Consider the following 15,275-nt stretch of genomic DNA (forward strand, 5'->3'; position numbering starts at 1 on the left):
CACTTCTATCCAGTTGAGACTTTTCGTTTATTTACCTCTATCCAAAAACTTCTGTACTATTAACGCTATACTAATCTCCAAAGCAACCATAAGAATACAACCAATAGCAGCCTTCCAAATCAATCCGGAATGCAAAATCTCTGCATTAGCCACTATCATGCACACGAAAAAGGAAGATAGAGCGACTACAATGATAATCAAAATGTAGAATGCCGTATCTGGGATGGGGATGGCATTGTCGGCTTTCTTCATTCTTCGCTCGGCTTCCTTGCATTTGCTCTCAATCTGACTGAGAAAATCACATAGAAGCCTTGCTCCAAATTCAACTGCCATCTTCTGCATTTCTTCAGAAATAATAGGTTTGCACTCACGTATAGAGCCGGACAGATTTTCAACTTCTGTTCTCAACTTGAACACGTTGTCATTCAGCTTGGCAAGTTCTTGCACATTGATATCGAGTAAGCGGTTTTCTTCCTCCAGATATTCATTCTTTGGAGTAGCTTTTATGGTTTCTGTTTCACTCATTTCTGCGGAAAAATCAAATTTCTTTTTCATGGGCTTATCGTTTTAATCCTGTTTTCGGTTTCTTCCCTAACGAACGACCGGCAACACGAGCGCATCTGTGAGCCCATTGCAAATCGTCTTCGTCCTTGTCTCTCCACGGAAGGTCGCTTTGTGAGCCTCCACCACCTCCACTGCTTGTTACGTTGGGGGTATCTATCAGTCCGACAAATATAGCTACAGCCATATCGGTAAGTTCCTGACAGTTGGCAATAAACCTGTAATCAAATTCGTCATTGAAACAGTCAAGTACTTTTTCCGGAATATAGAATCGATGTTCCTTGCCTTCATAAGTAAAGACATAAGGAATGATATTCTGATGGTCTGGGCGATATTGGGTATAGTCAATAGGATCAACCTTATGTGTCGCTACCTGTTGAACGGTTTGGGAAGTATTATTTCTAATGACGGAAGTTGGCTGATGGTGCAGTTTCTTCCATGTTGCAGGAAGTTTCGAGACCATCAGGTTCCTGCCGACTCCCAATTCTGAAGCCTTGTATTTGGTGTTTCCATTCATGAGGGCATATCCACGAAGAATACCTTTCTTGTCCTCTCTTTCATGGACGGTATAACCTTTCCGTATAAGAGCATTCTTGTATTCATCCCATGACCACGATAGCATTGCTTTCAACACCTCCATACAGTCCCGGTTCACTTGTGGAATGTTGCGATTTCGGATTTGCGCCGCAGTTGTCCACCCTCGTTTCTTTGCCACTCGCTCGGCAGCACGTTGCGCACGAAGATGAATGTTGTGGTCGTTGTTGATATTGCCGTCTTCATCCAAACGGCAAACCGCAGCATGAAGGTGGGGGACTTCGCCTTTGGACTCTGTATGAAGCCAAACTGAGTATTTGCTACCCGCCAAATTGGTCGGACAGGAACGGACTTTTCCGTTCTTGCCGATAATCACTTGTTTGTCGAACTCCTCGGCGAATTCCTGCCAAAGTTTCTGCCAATCTTCGATGTCATAGAATTGGGTATGTTCGGGCGATGGGCTCAATTCGATTCTGATTACAGAATTCTTTATAGGCCGATATTGGGATAGGGTCAACTGCATGGAGTTCCATATCCCCATAGCGTCTGGTTCTGAGGTCAACAGATTGTCCAATACCCGATAGATTTTTTCCGGATGCTTCTTATGCTGTGATTCGCCGGTAATGTAACGGAGGTCGTTTATGCCGTGTGATATGGCTTTGGCTTTCGCAATCATTCTTCTTCGGATTTAGGGTTGGACGGAATTTTGTTCTTCTCTTTTACAGCATTTAGGAACTGGCAGATATTTTCAGCCACATTGCCTAATTCTTTCAGCCAGCCCACCATAAACGGAATCTGATTGAACATTGCCATGCGCTGCTTTGTGGACATTCCGTGTAGGGCGGAGGTGTATTTTACGAGGTCTGACCGACAATCGTCCAGATTCTGTAACAGTACCGCTTCTTCTTTCGTGAGCCTTGCTTTTGGCTTGAAGTTATACGCACGTGATAATATGTAGTCACTTACAGTGATGCCGCATTGTCCGGCCAGAGATTTTATATGCTCCTTCTGAGTAAGAGTGACTTTAGCTCCGATAAAGACACTTCTGGTTTCTTTCGAGGAGTCCGATGTATTTTCAATATCTTCTTTCATTTGAATCGTTTTATAATGGTTGAATAGGTGCGAGCTTGCGAGTACCGCACCGGCGAGGGAACTGAGCAGGCGAGAGCGCCAATGTACAACCGTAACGCAGTGAGGTTATACCTTGGCATATCTCGCAACAGTTACCTGTTGATGCTTCACGGCAAGCCATATCGGTTGCGTATAGTGAACTGGCACTCGGATAGGAAACATAGGATGATACTAGCCTCTAAAAGAGGGGAGAATATGAATATCTCACATGATGTCTTCCTCCGACTTTGCTTTATTCTTATATATACGCCCCAACAATAAAGTAAAGTTGAACTCAATAATGGTATTCTGGATTGAAGGCATAATCTTTCCCTTCTTTTATAACCATTTGTTTGTCGCTGAGCAATGTTGCGACCTTTACCGCCTTGTTATAACCGAGTTTTATACCCTGTAATCCGTAACCCTCTTTCAAGCGTTCTATATAATCATCGTAATTGTTGATGTTGCCATTGGCAAAAACGGCATCCAATGCTGGACGATGTACATTCTTTGGAATCTCCTTGTCCGGATCGAACGGCCCTTTGGTTGGTCGTCCGGTCTTCTTCTCTTTTGGCAGATAGGACTCTACTGGTTCGGGCATGGCTTCCTCGTTTATGCGGAAGGCGAAAGGCTCAAACTCACGGTCACGGATATGGACGGCTTCGACCACGCTTACAGTCTTGTCCTCTTTGTCCACTTCGACCTGCATGATGGTTTCTGCTTTGTTGTTGAGTTCCGTGCCGATGTGACCACGGGCATGTTCATCATTCTTGTTCTGATGCAAGACGGTATGGATATGGATTTGCCTGTCATCCGTCCACTGCATGAATTTGGAGATGATGTCGGTGGATTCGCTGGAGGAATTGATGTCGTAAAGGAAATCACGAATGCCATCTATGATGACCAATCCCAAATCCGGTATTATGCCAATGGCCTGTTCGACTATCGCCAGACGTAGTTTAGGGGAAAACTTGCGCAGAGCCAGCATAATCAGATTATCCGGATTCTTGTATTCCGGCAAGTCGGCCAAACGTAAGATGCGCTTCAATACCTGCTGGCAATGATACCGCCCCTGCTCTGTGTCTATGTATAGAATCTTCCGCTTATTTTCGGGAAATGTAGACCGATAATGAAGAACGGTGCTGCCACTCAATGCCGATGCGACAATGGCTGAAACGTTGAACGTTTTCTTGCTTTTGGCTTTCCCGATGGAAGCACTGAAGTTTCCCAATGTTCCGATAACAGTATCGTCCACCATCAGAACCACCGGGGAGTGTTCGTATGTACTTGTTACGCTTATTGTAGACTCCGCCATGTAAGCGGCCAATTCTTCCGGAGAAAGAATAATAGTGTCTGTCTTTTCCATCACTACCAGCTTTTAGGGTTTGGTTTACGGTGATGAGAGGAGAGCATGGACTCATTCTCGTCCTCGAAACTTTGCGGAGCCGGATTTTTCCGGGAAGATTCCAGCCATCTATCCAGTTCGTCTCGGTAGATGTAGAGATGCTTTCCTTGTTTTATAACCGGAATATCGTCATTCTTGACCTTGTAATAAAAGGTCGACAACGGCATTTTAAGATAGTTGCAAGCCTCCTGTACGGTCATGGGGACGTGCGTGTTCTCTTTGGTTTCGTACTGCTTGGAAAGTTTCTCCGTAAGCAGGTTTTCCATACTTGCGATTCTGTCGCATAGTTCGCCTACCACAGTCGGCAGGTCGTTGAATGTCAGTTGGCCTTTTTCCATATTGTAACTCTTTTAATCGTTCAACATGCTGCGAACCAACTCAATGAAACCTTGCAGAACAATACAGACCGGATTAATTATTTCGTCTGCAAACTTTTTTTATTGCGAGTCATCATTATCTGCATCTAAATGGAAGCGATAGTCGCCTTTATCTGGTATATCAATGGGAATCTGGCTTGAGACATTATCCCGTAAATTAAGTTTAAGATATTCAAGGGTTGCGTTTGCAAGTTCGTATGGAAATGATTTCTTGATAAAAACGGCTCTTTTCGCTAAGGGCACTCCCAAGCGTTCACCGACATTCCATGCCAAATGGCGAAGTCCCGGTGACCTCAGCGGATTGTCTATATTGGAACGAATCGGTTTATATGACTCAGGTTGATCGTAAGCCATATACTCTATATTGGAAATGAGGGTGGCAATATCCTCTTTGGAGAGATAGGGGGCAGTCTTGACGGTTACATATTCCCGAATCGCATCCATAATTTCCGCTTGCCTTTCAATCTCTTTCTTTTTGAGTTCCACCAATATGGAATCATATTTATTCAAATGAGAATCTTGCGGACAATCAGAGTTTACAGTATCTTGATTCGACTGTTGGGACGGAGGACATTTCTGTTCAAGCAAATCCATCGGTTGCTCGATGGGCAGTGTTTCAGTAGCATCCGTAGATTCTATGGCGTTCTCTGATTTTACAATAGGGGTATATGGTTCGCCCAAAGAGAAGTTGATAGGATTTTTTGTCAGCCAGTTATAGAAAAATTTGTGCAGGAGTCCGCACAATATGATAGCTATTACCAGTCCAAGGATGACTGGAGTCGTTATACGCATGATATTGATGTCATGGCAAAGGAAAAGATAAGTATCTATGGCCGCATAAATGATAACGGACAGTGCGAGGATAAAACTTATCTTTTTAGTCTGAATTTGTTTTTTATTCGTCATGGTCTGCAAGTATTTGGAATCGTTTTGCGCTAAAGATATAATCGATATTCCAGATAGTTGCAATAAAGAGACTGATAGTTACCACGTATCATGCTAAATATCACGGTCAGAGTATGATTTTAGGTGAAAAATCATACTCTGACCGCAGAAATCGAGGACAAAGCCGCTGTCAGTCTTGCCGTGTCAGGGTAATTTTCTTGCTGGCTTCACGTTTGTTGGCATCCACGACTTTGATATACCTTTGAGTGGTGGTGATACTCTTGTGCGCCATAATGCTCTGTATGGTGCGGATGTCCGTCCCGGCAGCTGCTTGTAGCGTCGCAAATGTTCTACGATACGAGTGAAATGTTATGTTCTTGGTAATTCCGGCAGAACGAATCCATTCTTTCATCGGTATTTGCGTCCAACTGCGCATAAGCCCCTTGAATACAAAACCTTTCTTTTCAGAATTATAGCCAATCAATCCCAAAGCTTCTTCACTAATGGGAATGATGTCTTCCGCCTTGTTCTTTTGTGTAATGATGTGTACGCATTTCCCACCGGCAGAATAGTCCACGATGTCTTCCCAACATAGTGAGAGAATGTCACTGATGCGCAAGCTGGTCATACAGGAAAACAGCGATGCCGTTTTCAGAATAGGTTTCTTGCAAGGTGTCTCAGCCAATTTGTACAATTCCTCAACTGACAGGGCCTCTTTCATTACATCTTCTGTCTCTATCTTTTCCAAGAAATCATTGACATTGGTCTTTATCATCCCATTACGATAGAGTATTTTCAGGAAACCTCTGAAAGTAGACCAGTATCCTGATGCGGAGTTCCGTGTGATACGTCCGTTACGCCTTAGCTTCTTGGCACTCAGCAGATATTCCCGAAACTTGTTACAGAGGTCGATGTCAATCTCTTCAAAGGTGCATTTACCATGTACGAAGTTACTGAAATGCAGATAGACAAACTCCCATTTCTGGTCATGCTTACGGAGCTGCTTGCGATAATACTCCAGAAAGTCTGCCTTGAGTTTGTACTTGTCAAAGAAGTCATACCGTTCATTGACTACCGACTCGAACCTGCGGCAACGGATGGCTTCGGCTTTCTCGGTCATTACCTCGTTGAAATTCTGTTCACGTTTGTTTCTCGGATTGGCATAGATATAAATACCAAGCGATTCATGACGGATAACTTTCATTGTCTCTTTGTCTCGATACCCCGGATAATAATCCAGATAGAAAGACATCATCCTGCCTTTTAGCGGACGTGTCCTTAATGTCACGGTCTTGCATTCATGCATAATGTTATATTTTTATGGTTATTATTAATTCGTCGGCGAAACTCTATAATGTAATCATGCAGATTACCTACAGCAGGGATTAATTTTTGAATAATTTACGGATAGTCATAAATTAGACTATTTGCGGACACCCATTACCCGGTCAAACTCCACTTTCAGGAATCTGACGAACCGTCCGTTCTTCTCACGGTTGATCTGATGGAATTGCAGAATACCGTAAACCGAATCACGAGAGAGCTTGAATTTCTCCATTGCCTCCTTGACGGTATAGTATTCCGCCTTGCTCTCCTGTTCGGAACTCTTCGAGAGGTCGAAGTGGAGCTTGGAGTAGAATATCTGCCCATGCTCCTTCTTGGATGGAATGTTGTTCCGATACACCTGTGAACGGATGGCGACACGTGTCATGCCGTACTTCTCTTGAATCTCTTCCGGTGTGTACCATTCAGTAAGGTTGGAATCCACCTCGTATTTGGCAAAGGCGGCATCGATATGTTTCTTGCTGTAATAGTTGAACTGGCGGATTCTCACTTTCGGCACTTTATGTTGCCTTGTGTAAGTCCACACCCATTTAGCGTTGACTTTGTATTTTTCTGCAATCTCTTCGGCTGTGTAATACTCAGAGATGTCGAAGTCCTCTTTGGGCACGACACGCTCGTAAGGTTTGGTTTTCATCATCAGTTCAATGTCAGCACGGCGGATGAGTGACTTCTTGCCGCTGATGCGTGAAGCCCGAAGTTTGGATTCCTTTACCAATTTATATATGTACTGTCTGGTTACGCCCATTAACTTTGCTGCTTGGGCAAAAGAGAAGAAATCCTGCCCCTCGGCGGCTTGTCGAGGTTGCAATAATTCTTGCGACCGTTTCAACTGTCGCTTACGTTCCCGGATGCGCTCCTTGTAGCCAAGATTGGAACACTGATGGCTACAATAACAGGTCGTTGTTTTTTGAGCTATGAATGGCTTTCCGCACCATTGACAAATCTTTCTTACTTCCATATTTTCTCGTTTATATTGGCGGTAATTTCGCCTTATTTCTCCCGATTTTTGTCAACACATGTAAACCACTGTCAACACACGTCAACTAATGCGTCACTGTGACATTCGGGTTAACCGTGAATTTCTGTCGTGGTAGAAATATGATAGAAAAATATGGATAAAAACCGTTATCTCCAAATACGGATTGGAAACCGTTAAAATGTAAAAGTTGCTGAAATACAGCGACTTTATTCTAAATGGTTATGGTTGCTTATGGCTATTTCCAAGCCATCACTTTCCGGGTTAAAATAGGCGAGGGATTCTGTTTTATATATTGACCGATCTCGCGTACCCATTCGTCGATATACAGCAAATCGGGTGAGAGAGTTTCGATTTCTACCTCGCCGTCCAAATCCAACCGGTATTTCCATTCCCCTATGATGTGGTTGATTTTGGCTATTTTGATAACTATTTCCTGTCTGGTCATATTATTCGATATTCGGTATCAAAGATACGGCATTTTGCTTGTTTTTATCCAATACTTTGGCATATATCTGCGTCGTAGCCAGTTCTTTGTGTCCGAGTAATTTCGATACGGTGTAAATGTCGGCACCCAAGTCCAGCATCAGAATGGCAAATGTATGCCGACCGCAGTGGAAAGTCAGGTTCTTGTTCATTCCGGCCGCCAAGCTCCAACGCTGCAATTCGAGGGATGTCCATGCACCGTATGTAAATCCCGTAAAAACGAGATCATCGGGATTACCCCTTTCTCCGAGATACTTTTCGGCCTGCGGGGTAATGTCGAGATATTCCTGCCCGCCCGTTTTCTTTTGTTTGAATACGATCCGGGTGTACTCGCCGAATTTCTGCACTTCACCCCATGTGAGTTTCTGAATGTCGCTTTTACGAATCCCCGTAAGGCATGAAAAGAGGAATGCGCGTTTCAGAATGGGATAGCGGCATGGAGTAGCGGCCAACTGCCTTACTTCGTCCAATGTCAGATAGTCGCGTTTCACTTCTGCGGCTTTGAACCCCTCTATGCCACGGAGCGGATTGATGGGGATAACCCTTTCGTCGTATGCCTGATTGATACAAGCTCGCAGTTTATTAAAGTATGACACTTTGGAGTTTTGCGACAAACCCTGAAACGTATCTCTTTCCCTGCGAGGTCCGACGCGCTTGTGCGTATCCTTTTCTACATGCTCCAAGAACTCTTTGAACCCCATGACGAACTCCGGAGTAACATCGCGGAATGTGGTCTTCTCGTCGCAATAGATTTCGAGGTAGCGAAGGCAGCTTCTCCAGTTGCCCCAGTTTCCTTTCGATTCAGGGTTCTTGCGACGTTCTTCGACCATTTTTCGGTAATATTCCAAAAATGGAGTGTTCTCCTTAAATTGATGGGTGAACGAATACTCTCCATTCTGCAACTCAATCAGACGTTTGGACTTAATCGCCTGTGCTGTGGCCAACGTCTGTCGGTTCTGTTCCTTTTCCAAAGGTGTTTTTGCATCTATCAGGTACAGCTTCAGATATTCTTTGTGGCGCTTGCCGTTCCGATAGATGTCAAGAAACAAACTCACATTGCCGTTCGACAACTTCTTTTCACGAAGTTTGACGGGTTCTTTTTGGGTGGTAGTTTGCTTTGCCATATCTGTCTTCTGTTTTGATGAATACTTTTCTCTATTTGTCCCTCGGTTTTGGGGTACGGTTTTTTGTCCCTCGCTGTCCCTCTGGGGGACAATCTGGGGACAAAAATAAGGAAAAAATATGTAATCACACAGAAAATATGGAGAAAAAGAGAAAATAAAATTTTCTCGGAATAGGCTGATATTATGCGTTTTATAGCTTTGTATTTTCTCTTTTTATGATTTTGTTTTCATTCGATTATTTGCCGATACAGCATGTGTACATCGTTGATTATCAATAGCATAGCGCTCTAAAAGGTACAACCAGCAGGTTGGCAAGTATCTGAGAATGTGTAAGTTAGTGATTTTTAGCACCATTCTCGGCTTGTACCTCCATTTTGGAAAGTAAAAGTAAGTGTAATTTCTTGAATATCAAAATGCGCGGTACAAAAACTTGTGAAAAATGCCGTTTTTTGATGAGAAAAGGTACAAAAATAGCTCTGAAACCGGGGGGACATTATGATTATTTTGCGAAGTATTCAGTCTTCAACCAATAGGCATAAATCGGGTCTTGGAACGAGATTTCACCGGCTTTATTATCCAATAATCATTCTTGATAAGGACTGCCTTTGAACGGAATATTGAGGTTGTTGAAGAGATTTGATAGCGATGCATCACTTCGGTCGAACTGATGGCCTTTTCGCCGGCAATAAGAGCTTTGAAATAGTTCAATTGCTGTGTGTGGTCAGTGTTTCGGTGATTGTTACAAACAACAGACCTATGTGACAGCGGTCGCTATTTTTCAAGATTACCTAAGTAGTAATATTCTGTACAGAAAAGGAAGTATTATTTCTTTTTCTGTTCAAATTATTGCTTTCTTTCTATAAATAATATATTGTTTGTTATCTGTAAAATATCAGCCTTATGAATAATATAATAGCATTTAATATCTCCAACGCCCAATAATATGACCAAAGCAGATTTCAACAGGAATAAATTCAAAAATTTATCTCTGTAACACATCATAAAATAAAGTAAAACTGCTATATTTGTATATTATATGATATGTTGAGCTATGACAAAAAGTACAATGGGTACCAAGTTGCCAAGAAAATTAGAGCAGAAGATGTTGATAGTAGGTGAGCAGATCAGGCTGGCCAGACTACGCAGGAATCTTAGTATTGCCCAAGTCGCCGAACGTGCCACCTGTTCACCTCTGACGGTTTCACGCATAGAGAAAGGTGTACCAACGGTGGCAATAGGCATTTATCTTAGGGTGCTTTATGCACTTCAGCTGGATGATGATATTCTTCTGCTTGCAAAAGAAGATGCAATGGGAAAGGCCTTGCAGGATTTGAGCCTTAAGAAACGAGAAAGAGCATCCAAAAAGGAATAAGAAAAGACTCTATATATTTGTTGATTTTGATTGGCTTAAAGAGCCAAAACTGATTGGAGGGCATATCAATATATATAAGTGAAGTATTGTAGATACAAAAAAAATATAGACACATAAATGAGTAAGATTTATTTCCTTCCTGTAAAACATGGCGATGCGTTCATTATAGAATGCGTTCGTGGAGATACTCAGGGGGTAGTCGTTGTTGATGGTGGGCCAAGGAGTTGTGGGTTTGAGCTTAAGCGCAAGTTGAATGAGTTGGGCACTCCTGACCTTATGGTACTGACCCATTATGATGAAGATCATATTGGTGGAATTCTGCAGTTGGTAGACACATGCTTGGACGATAACATGATACCAGCTAAAGAGGTATGGGCAAACTGCGCAGGTTACGTAGAGGTGGCAGCGAGTAAGTATACAACTGCCGCACACGGTATGCTGCTATCCGTAAGGTTGAATGAATTGGCAAAGCAACATGGAATGGTCTGGCGTAATGATTTGCATGAGGGGATGGAGTTTGATAGGCCTTTTGCCAGCATAGAGGTGGTATCACCTACAGAGGATGTCACGAAGATGGTCATAGAGAAACAGAAAGATGAAGCGAGGCAGCTATTGAATGCGACTCAGAAGGATACGATAGACCTAGAGAAACCTCTCGATAAATTAGCAAAAGAAATACCCCCAGAGCCTAATCTGAAGAAGGATAATGAATTGGCAAATGCAGCGAGTATAGCCTTTATCCTAAGGTGTGATAATCTGAGCATATTGATGTTGGGCGACAGCTATCCCCAGAATGTGGAGAGATACCTGAGAGAGGAAAAAGGCTACTCTGAAGAAAACCCATTAGTCGTTGATTTCGTAAAGGTATCGCATCATGGAAGTAGAAACAATACGAGCAATAGCTTATTGGACATTATCCAATGTGATAAGTTTATTATATCGACCAACGGAGGCAACGGAAGTTCCAATCACCCCGATAGAACTACAATCGCTCATATTTTATGTCACACGAAAAGGAACATGGACACAAAAGTACATTTGTATTTTAATTATAAATTAGAACTGATTGAAACAAATGGTATTCCTTTTTTAAATGAAGGCGAATGTGAAAAATGGAATTTTGAAGTACATGATAATATCAAAGAACTATGAATCTGACAAAAGCAAACATAAAAGCCCTAAGAAAGGTAACAGTTAAGATTGAGTGTTCCAACAACAATAAAGGATCGGGCATCATCGTTTCTGTCGGAGAGAACCTCTATGTCCTTACTGCTGCACATATAATACAAAAAGATACCAAGGATGGCCCTCTAGACAAAGAGCAGATAGGTATTTTGCTCAAGAGGAACAGCCGGACATTCCACTTAACTGTGGAAGAAGTGGTTTACTACAACAAGCCAGAAGAGGATGATGCTACTGTGTTGCGTGTGATAAAACCCAACGGTATGCCCACATCGGGACTTGACCAAGTGCGACTATTGACAACGGATATATCTGGCCAAGCAATCCTCTGTGGTTTTCATAAAGACGACACTTCTCTGAAAATCTACGATGTTGTAAAACGAGGGGAAAAAAGTTGGGCAAGTACAGATATTCAACTTCAGTTTCAAAATTTAAGTCCTAAAATAAACTTTGAAGGAACATCTGGAGGAGGTATCTTCTATCAAGGTACGGACGACGTACTGTATATGGTTGCCTATATGTCGGAAGTAGGTAGATTTGATGGGAACAACAACGAGTTTATTTGTATGCCTTCATCCAATTATATTCCAAGCGGATTGTTGGATTCCATTGTCGACAGTCGTGAATATACGTTTATTGCCGACACCGGTGTGGCTCGAGAGGTTGATAGCCGTCAACTGTTAAATCTATTAGACAAATCCGATTATAATCTGAATCAGACTGGTTACTTTATAGAAAACGATAAGACGAAAGAGATTATCGACCAACTGAGGGACGATGATACTTCAACGCTGCTGCTGACAGCATTATCGGGAATGGGTAAGTCAAAACTGATTTATGAGGCTTTCAAGGAGACAGAACGCGAACCAAACCGATATTATACGAAATTTAATGGTAATCGAGATAAACTGATGGGCGAGTTGAAGCAAATACTGAAAGATAATCCCGAAAGTGATGGAATTATCATCGTGGATGACTGCCCAATGGAACTTGTTACGGAAATTATCAGTATCAGAGATAAATACAACAACTTATTTCGATTGATTTTTGCTCATCATGACTATTTTAATGAAGAGCTTGAACGTATCACTTTCCCCGTTATTAAGTTAAGACCTCAAGACATGGAGGAGAGCATAGGACACTATATTAGTGAGGCACTGCACGAAGATGAACAGAATAAGAATGACATTTTGGTTATCAAACAGTTAGCAGGTGGATACCCTCAAATGGCGATAGAACTTGTTAAGGCATACAAGAATAACAAAATTGCTGGTCCCGAGGATGTAACGCATCTAATGCCGAAGTTACTAAACCTTACCCCCAATAAAGAAGAAGAGGAAAAAAAGATTTGGCAAACATTATCACTTTGCTTACCCCTCCCTTATGAAGATGCTACACATGAGGGTTTTGCATACCTGTTAGGTAACAATCACGTAACGCCACTTAACGGAATGGAATATGAAGAGCGGAGGAGTATCGCGGTAAGAATCGTGACGAAATACCATCCAACACTGATTGATATACAAGGCAAATGGCTTTATGTAAGGCCATTTCCACTAGCTGTCTGGCTGACTGCCGAGTGGTTTAAATATGTGTGTAATTCACGGATACATTTCAACGAACTTATTGAGGACATCAAAAAACAGCCACCAAGCATACAAACAGCCATTAGCGAAGGCTTCTGTAAGCACATACAGCAGATGTCCGGTAACAAGGAAGCATTTAAAATGGTAGGGCAACTGGTCAATGCAAACATCGACCACCCTTTTTTCGACGAGGAGAACTTATGTTCTGGTTTGGGTTCTGAACTTTTCCTCGCCATGAGTACCGTGAACCCTGCCGCTATAGCTACACATTTACGGAGAGTGCTTGGATACAAGGATATCGATTGGCTGAGAGAACAGGTTTATGGTGATGTAAGGCGGAATATAATCTGGGCTCTAGAACGTCTTTGCTTTGCCCGCGAGAGTTATCATGATGGCGTGTTCATGATGGCACGATTGGCCGTGGCCGAGAATGAAGAGATTGGTAATAATGCTACGGCACAATTAGTTCAACTGTTCCATATTTATTTAGCAGGAACAGAAGTAAATCTGAAGGATCGCTTGGCGACCCTGCAAGGACTCATCGATGAGAGAGAGACTTATATACCGTTAACCATACGTTGCTTTGAAGCTGCATTACAAAACGGAGGATTTGTCCGGATAGGTGGAGCCGAGAAGTTCGGATTTGAGAACAGGAAGGACTATACACCGAATACTTGGGATGAAATCTTCGAATACTGGTACGGATGCCGGGACTTGTTGTTGGAATGGATAAACAAGAATCCTGAGATTGTCAATCTCTTGGCCGAAATGGCAGAAAGAAAAGTCTACAATTGGGCACGTACAGTACGAAAGGAAGTCTTTGTTCCGCTCTTGGAGAAAATAGCAGAACTAAAAAACTATGCCTGGGACACTGGTTATGAGGCCTTATTCCAGATGGTACATACCTTTGGCATCGACGCGAAATCCTTAGGAATTGCGGGACTGATGGAGAAAATGAGGAACCAATCTTTTAAAATGCAACTGAACGAAGCCAGGTATATACAGCATGGACAATACCGACTGAAGGACAAAGAACAAATCGAGTTATCCGAGAAACTGTATGCTCCGCTGGCGGCTGAGTTCATAGACAAGGAGATATATGCTAATACTGAAGAAGTGAAAGCGTTACTTGAGGATAACAAGTATATTCCTATCGAGTTTGTAAAACGATTAGTAACAACAGCCACAGACGAACAATTAGGAATACTTTTTGATACCATCTTTAATGTATTAGCAACAATGCCCCAAGACTTCTATAGCCCGTTTTTTGGTAACCTATCTTCATGCGCCAAGGAAAAGAAACCACTGTTGTCGTTTCTGAAGAGATTAAGAGATGACGGACATGAATACCTATATGTATCATTAATGGCCAGCACCGAAGACGATAAGATAAGTCATTTTTATCAGCTTTTTTCAGAACAAGAGAGCGGAGTTCTGACGATAGACTATCTAGCTACTTATCTCCAGTATTTCAGGTCGAATAGTTCCGAACATTACTTGTTAATACTAAAGGCTCTGAGAGATTGTTTTCCTGATCGTCCAAATGATTTGATTGCATACGTAATATCAGAACGATTCATGATGCGAAAAGACGACCTAGACGAAACTGTTAACATTGTAAAAGAAGCGATGTTAAAGTTTCAAATAAATAGCAATATGGGACATTTACTATATGACTATAGCCGTCTTCTTGTAGAGACCTTACAATTATGGCATGATGCTGAATTTGCAAAGCAAGTAAACAGGAAGTTTATCGACTTGTACAACACTCAGATGGTGCATTTAAATACTGAAGGAGTGTTCACAGAATTGTTAAAGGATTATTTCGATGATGTATGGCCGGAATTTGTTAATGCTTTTTTGGGAACAGATACTTTCTTGTTCTATTTCCAAGTGAAGGATGAGCTGGGGTCTGGGTTTAGCTTTGACAAAGGTCCGCTATTTGATATCAACGAAGAGTTAATCAAACAGCTTTGCATAGAGAATCCAGAGTCTGCACCTGCAAGGATTGCCTTAATGGTACCTTGCTTTGAAAAAGAAGACGATGGAAATGAAAAAGAGTATTTCAATAAATGGATTATCTGGCTTCTGGATAATTTCGGGGAACGAAAAGATGTAAGGGATAATATTTCATCTAATTTAGGCTCTTTCTCATGGAGTGGTGATATATCCCCATATTACGAGAGGAATATCAAATGTTTTGAACAGTTGTTGGATCATCAAAAACAAGAGGTACGGGAATGGGCACAAAAATGTATTAATAACGAAAAGAAGTTGCTTGACATGGAGAAAGATGAAGAGGATTTTAGGAAGATAAGACACGAAATGTAAAA

13 protein-coding genes are annotated in these 15,275 nt (G+C 42.1%); 3 read left to right on the forward strand and 10 right to left on the reverse strand.

Going from position 1 to position 15,275, the window contains the following annotated elements; translation table 11 throughout:
* Window positions 1–27: 27 nt before the first annotated feature.
* The 10 genes from NQ564_RS01470 to NQ564_RS01515 form a co-directional block, all read right to left on the reverse strand.
* The gene (locus tag NQ564_RS01470) at window positions 28–555 is read right to left on the reverse strand and encodes a hypothetical protein (RefSeq protein WP_008151802.1); all 528 of its coding nucleotides are present in this window, start codon (window positions 553–555) and stop codon (window positions 28–30) included.
* A gap of 4 nt (window positions 556–559) precedes the next feature.
* The gene (locus NQ564_RS01475) at window positions 560–1,771 is read right to left on the reverse strand and encodes a relaxase (RefSeq protein WP_087375737.1); all 1,212 of its coding nucleotides are present in this window, start codon (window positions 1,769–1,771) and stop codon (window positions 560–562) included.
* Window positions 1,768–2,187 carry a plasmid mobilization protein gene (locus tag NQ564_RS01480; protein WP_008153603.1) on the reverse strand — a complete coding sequence of 140 codons (420 nt, stop codon included), beginning with the start codon at window positions 2,185–2,187 and terminating at the stop codon, window positions 1,768–1,770. Before NQ564_RS01480 ends, NQ564_RS01475 begins: the two co-directional genes overlap by 4 nt.
* A gap of 313 nt (window positions 2,188–2,500) precedes the next feature.
* Window positions 2,501–3,571, reverse strand: a complete 1,071-nt coding sequence (locus tag NQ564_RS01485) for an AAA family ATPase (protein WP_087375736.1) — start codon at window positions 3,569–3,571, stop codon at window positions 2,501–2,503.
* A 2-nt stretch (window positions 3,572–3,573) separates the two neighbouring features.
* The gene (locus NQ564_RS01490; RefSeq protein ID WP_087375735.1) at window positions 3,574–3,948 is read right to left on the reverse strand and encodes a helix-turn-helix domain-containing protein; all 375 of its coding nucleotides are present in this window, start codon (window positions 3,946–3,948) and stop codon (window positions 3,574–3,576) included.
* A gap of 99 nt (window positions 3,949–4,047) precedes the next feature.
* Window positions 4,048–4,893 carry a hypothetical protein gene (locus NQ564_RS01495; RefSeq protein ID WP_008151798.1) on the reverse strand — a complete coding sequence of 282 codons (846 nt, stop codon included), beginning with the start codon at window positions 4,891–4,893 and terminating at the stop codon, window positions 4,048–4,050.
* Between the two features lie 169 nt (window positions 4,894–5,062).
* Window positions 5,063–6,178, reverse strand: a complete 1,116-nt coding sequence (locus NQ564_RS01500; RefSeq protein WP_039848331.1) for a tyrosine-type recombinase/integrase — start codon at window positions 6,176–6,178, stop codon at window positions 5,063–5,065.
* 117 nt (window positions 6,179–6,295) lie between these two features.
* On the reverse strand, window positions 6,296–7,174 hold the full coding sequence (locus tag NQ564_RS01505; RefSeq protein WP_008151795.1) for a helix-turn-helix domain-containing protein: 879 nt from the start codon (window positions 7,172–7,174) through the stop codon (window positions 6,296–6,298).
* Between the two features lie 256 nt (window positions 7,175–7,430).
* A complete protein-coding gene (locus tag NQ564_RS01510; RefSeq protein WP_008151793.1) occupies window positions 7,431–7,640 on the reverse strand; it encodes a hypothetical protein in 210 nt (69 codons plus the stop codon).
* Window position 7,641: 1 nt separating this feature from the next.
* Complete coding sequence (locus tag NQ564_RS01515; protein ID WP_008151791.1) at window positions 7,642–8,802, reverse strand: site-specific integrase; 1,161 nt, start codon at window positions 8,800–8,802, stop codon at window positions 7,642–7,644.
* A gap of 1,051 nt (window positions 8,803–9,853) precedes the next feature.
* On the opposite strand from NQ564_RS01515, the gene NQ564_RS01520 reads away from it, so the two are divergent.
* The 3 genes from NQ564_RS01520 (at window position 9,854) to NQ564_RS01530 (ending at window position 15,273) form a co-directional block, all read left to right on the forward strand.
* Window positions 9,854–10,174: a helix-turn-helix domain-containing protein gene (locus NQ564_RS01520; protein ID WP_008151786.1), complete on the forward strand. Its 321-nt coding sequence runs from the start codon at window positions 9,854–9,856 to the stop codon at window positions 10,172–10,174.
* Between the two features lie 117 nt (window positions 10,175–10,291).
* Window positions 10,292–11,326 (forward strand): ComEC/Rec2 family competence protein, encoded by a 1,035-nt coding sequence (locus NQ564_RS01525; protein WP_005646225.1) that lies wholly within the window; start codon window positions 10,292–10,294, stop codon window positions 11,324–11,326.
* Complete coding sequence (locus NQ564_RS01530) at window positions 11,323–15,273, forward strand: serine protease family protein (RefSeq protein ID WP_008151784.1); 3,951 nt, start codon at window positions 11,323–11,325, stop codon at window positions 15,271–15,273. The genes NQ564_RS01525 and NQ564_RS01530 overlap by 4 nt, the downstream gene beginning before the upstream one ends.
* Window positions 15,274–15,275: the final 2 nt, after the last annotated feature.

This window comes from Parabacteroides johnsonii DSM 18315, assembly GCF_025151045.1.
GTDB lineage: Bacteria > Bacteroidota > Bacteroidia > Bacteroidales > Tannerellaceae > Parabacteroides > Parabacteroides johnsonii.

What these genes read in the sequence shown, in the direction of transcription:
- NQ564_RS01500 (WP_039848331.1), bottom strand. Translation starts at nt 6,178, where the DNA reads ATGCATGAATGCAAGACCGTGACATTAAGGACACGTCCGCTAAAAGGC.
- NQ564_RS01470 (WP_008151802.1), bottom strand. Translation starts at nt 555, where the DNA reads ATGAAAAAGAAATTTGATTTTTCCGCAGAAATGAGTGAAACAGAAACC.
- NQ564_RS01480 (WP_008153603.1), bottom strand. Translation starts at nt 2,187, where the DNA reads ATGAAAGAAGATATTGAAAATACATCGGACTCCTCGAAAGAAACCAGA.
- NQ564_RS01510 (WP_008151793.1), bottom strand. Translation starts at nt 7,640, where the DNA reads ATGACCAGACAGGAAATAGTTATCAAAATAGCCAAAATCAACCACATC.
- NQ564_RS01485 (WP_087375736.1), bottom strand. Translation starts at nt 3,571, where the DNA reads ATGGAAAAGACAGACACTATTATTCTTTCTCCGGAAGAATTGGCCGCT.
- NQ564_RS01515 (WP_008151791.1), bottom strand. Translation starts at nt 8,802, where the DNA reads ATGGCAAAGCAAACTACCACCCAAAAAGAACCCGTCAAACTTCGTGAA.
- NQ564_RS01525 (WP_005646225.1), top strand. Translation starts at nt 10,292, where the DNA reads ATGAGTAAGATTTATTTCCTTCCTGTAAAACATGGCGATGCGTTCATT.
- NQ564_RS01490 (WP_087375735.1), bottom strand. Translation starts at nt 3,948, where the DNA reads ATGGAAAAAGGCCAACTGACATTCAACGACCTGCCGACTGTGGTAGGC.
- NQ564_RS01520 (WP_008151786.1), top strand. Translation starts at nt 9,854, where the DNA reads ATGACAAAAAGTACAATGGGTACCAAGTTGCCAAGAAAATTAGAGCAG.
- NQ564_RS01505 (WP_008151795.1), bottom strand. Translation starts at nt 7,174, where the DNA reads ATGGAAGTAAGAAAGATTTGTCAATGGTGCGGAAAGCCATTCATAGCT.
- NQ564_RS01495 (WP_008151798.1), bottom strand. Translation starts at nt 4,893, where the DNA reads ATGACGAATAAAAAACAAATTCAGACTAAAAAGATAAGTTTTATCCTC.
- NQ564_RS01530 (WP_008151784.1), top strand. Translation starts at nt 11,323, where the DNA reads ATGAATCTGACAAAAGCAAACATAAAAGCCCTAAGAAAGGTAACAGTT.
- NQ564_RS01475 (WP_087375737.1), bottom strand. Translation starts at nt 1,771, where the DNA reads ATGATTGCGAAAGCCAAAGCCATATCACACGGCATAAACGACCTCCGT.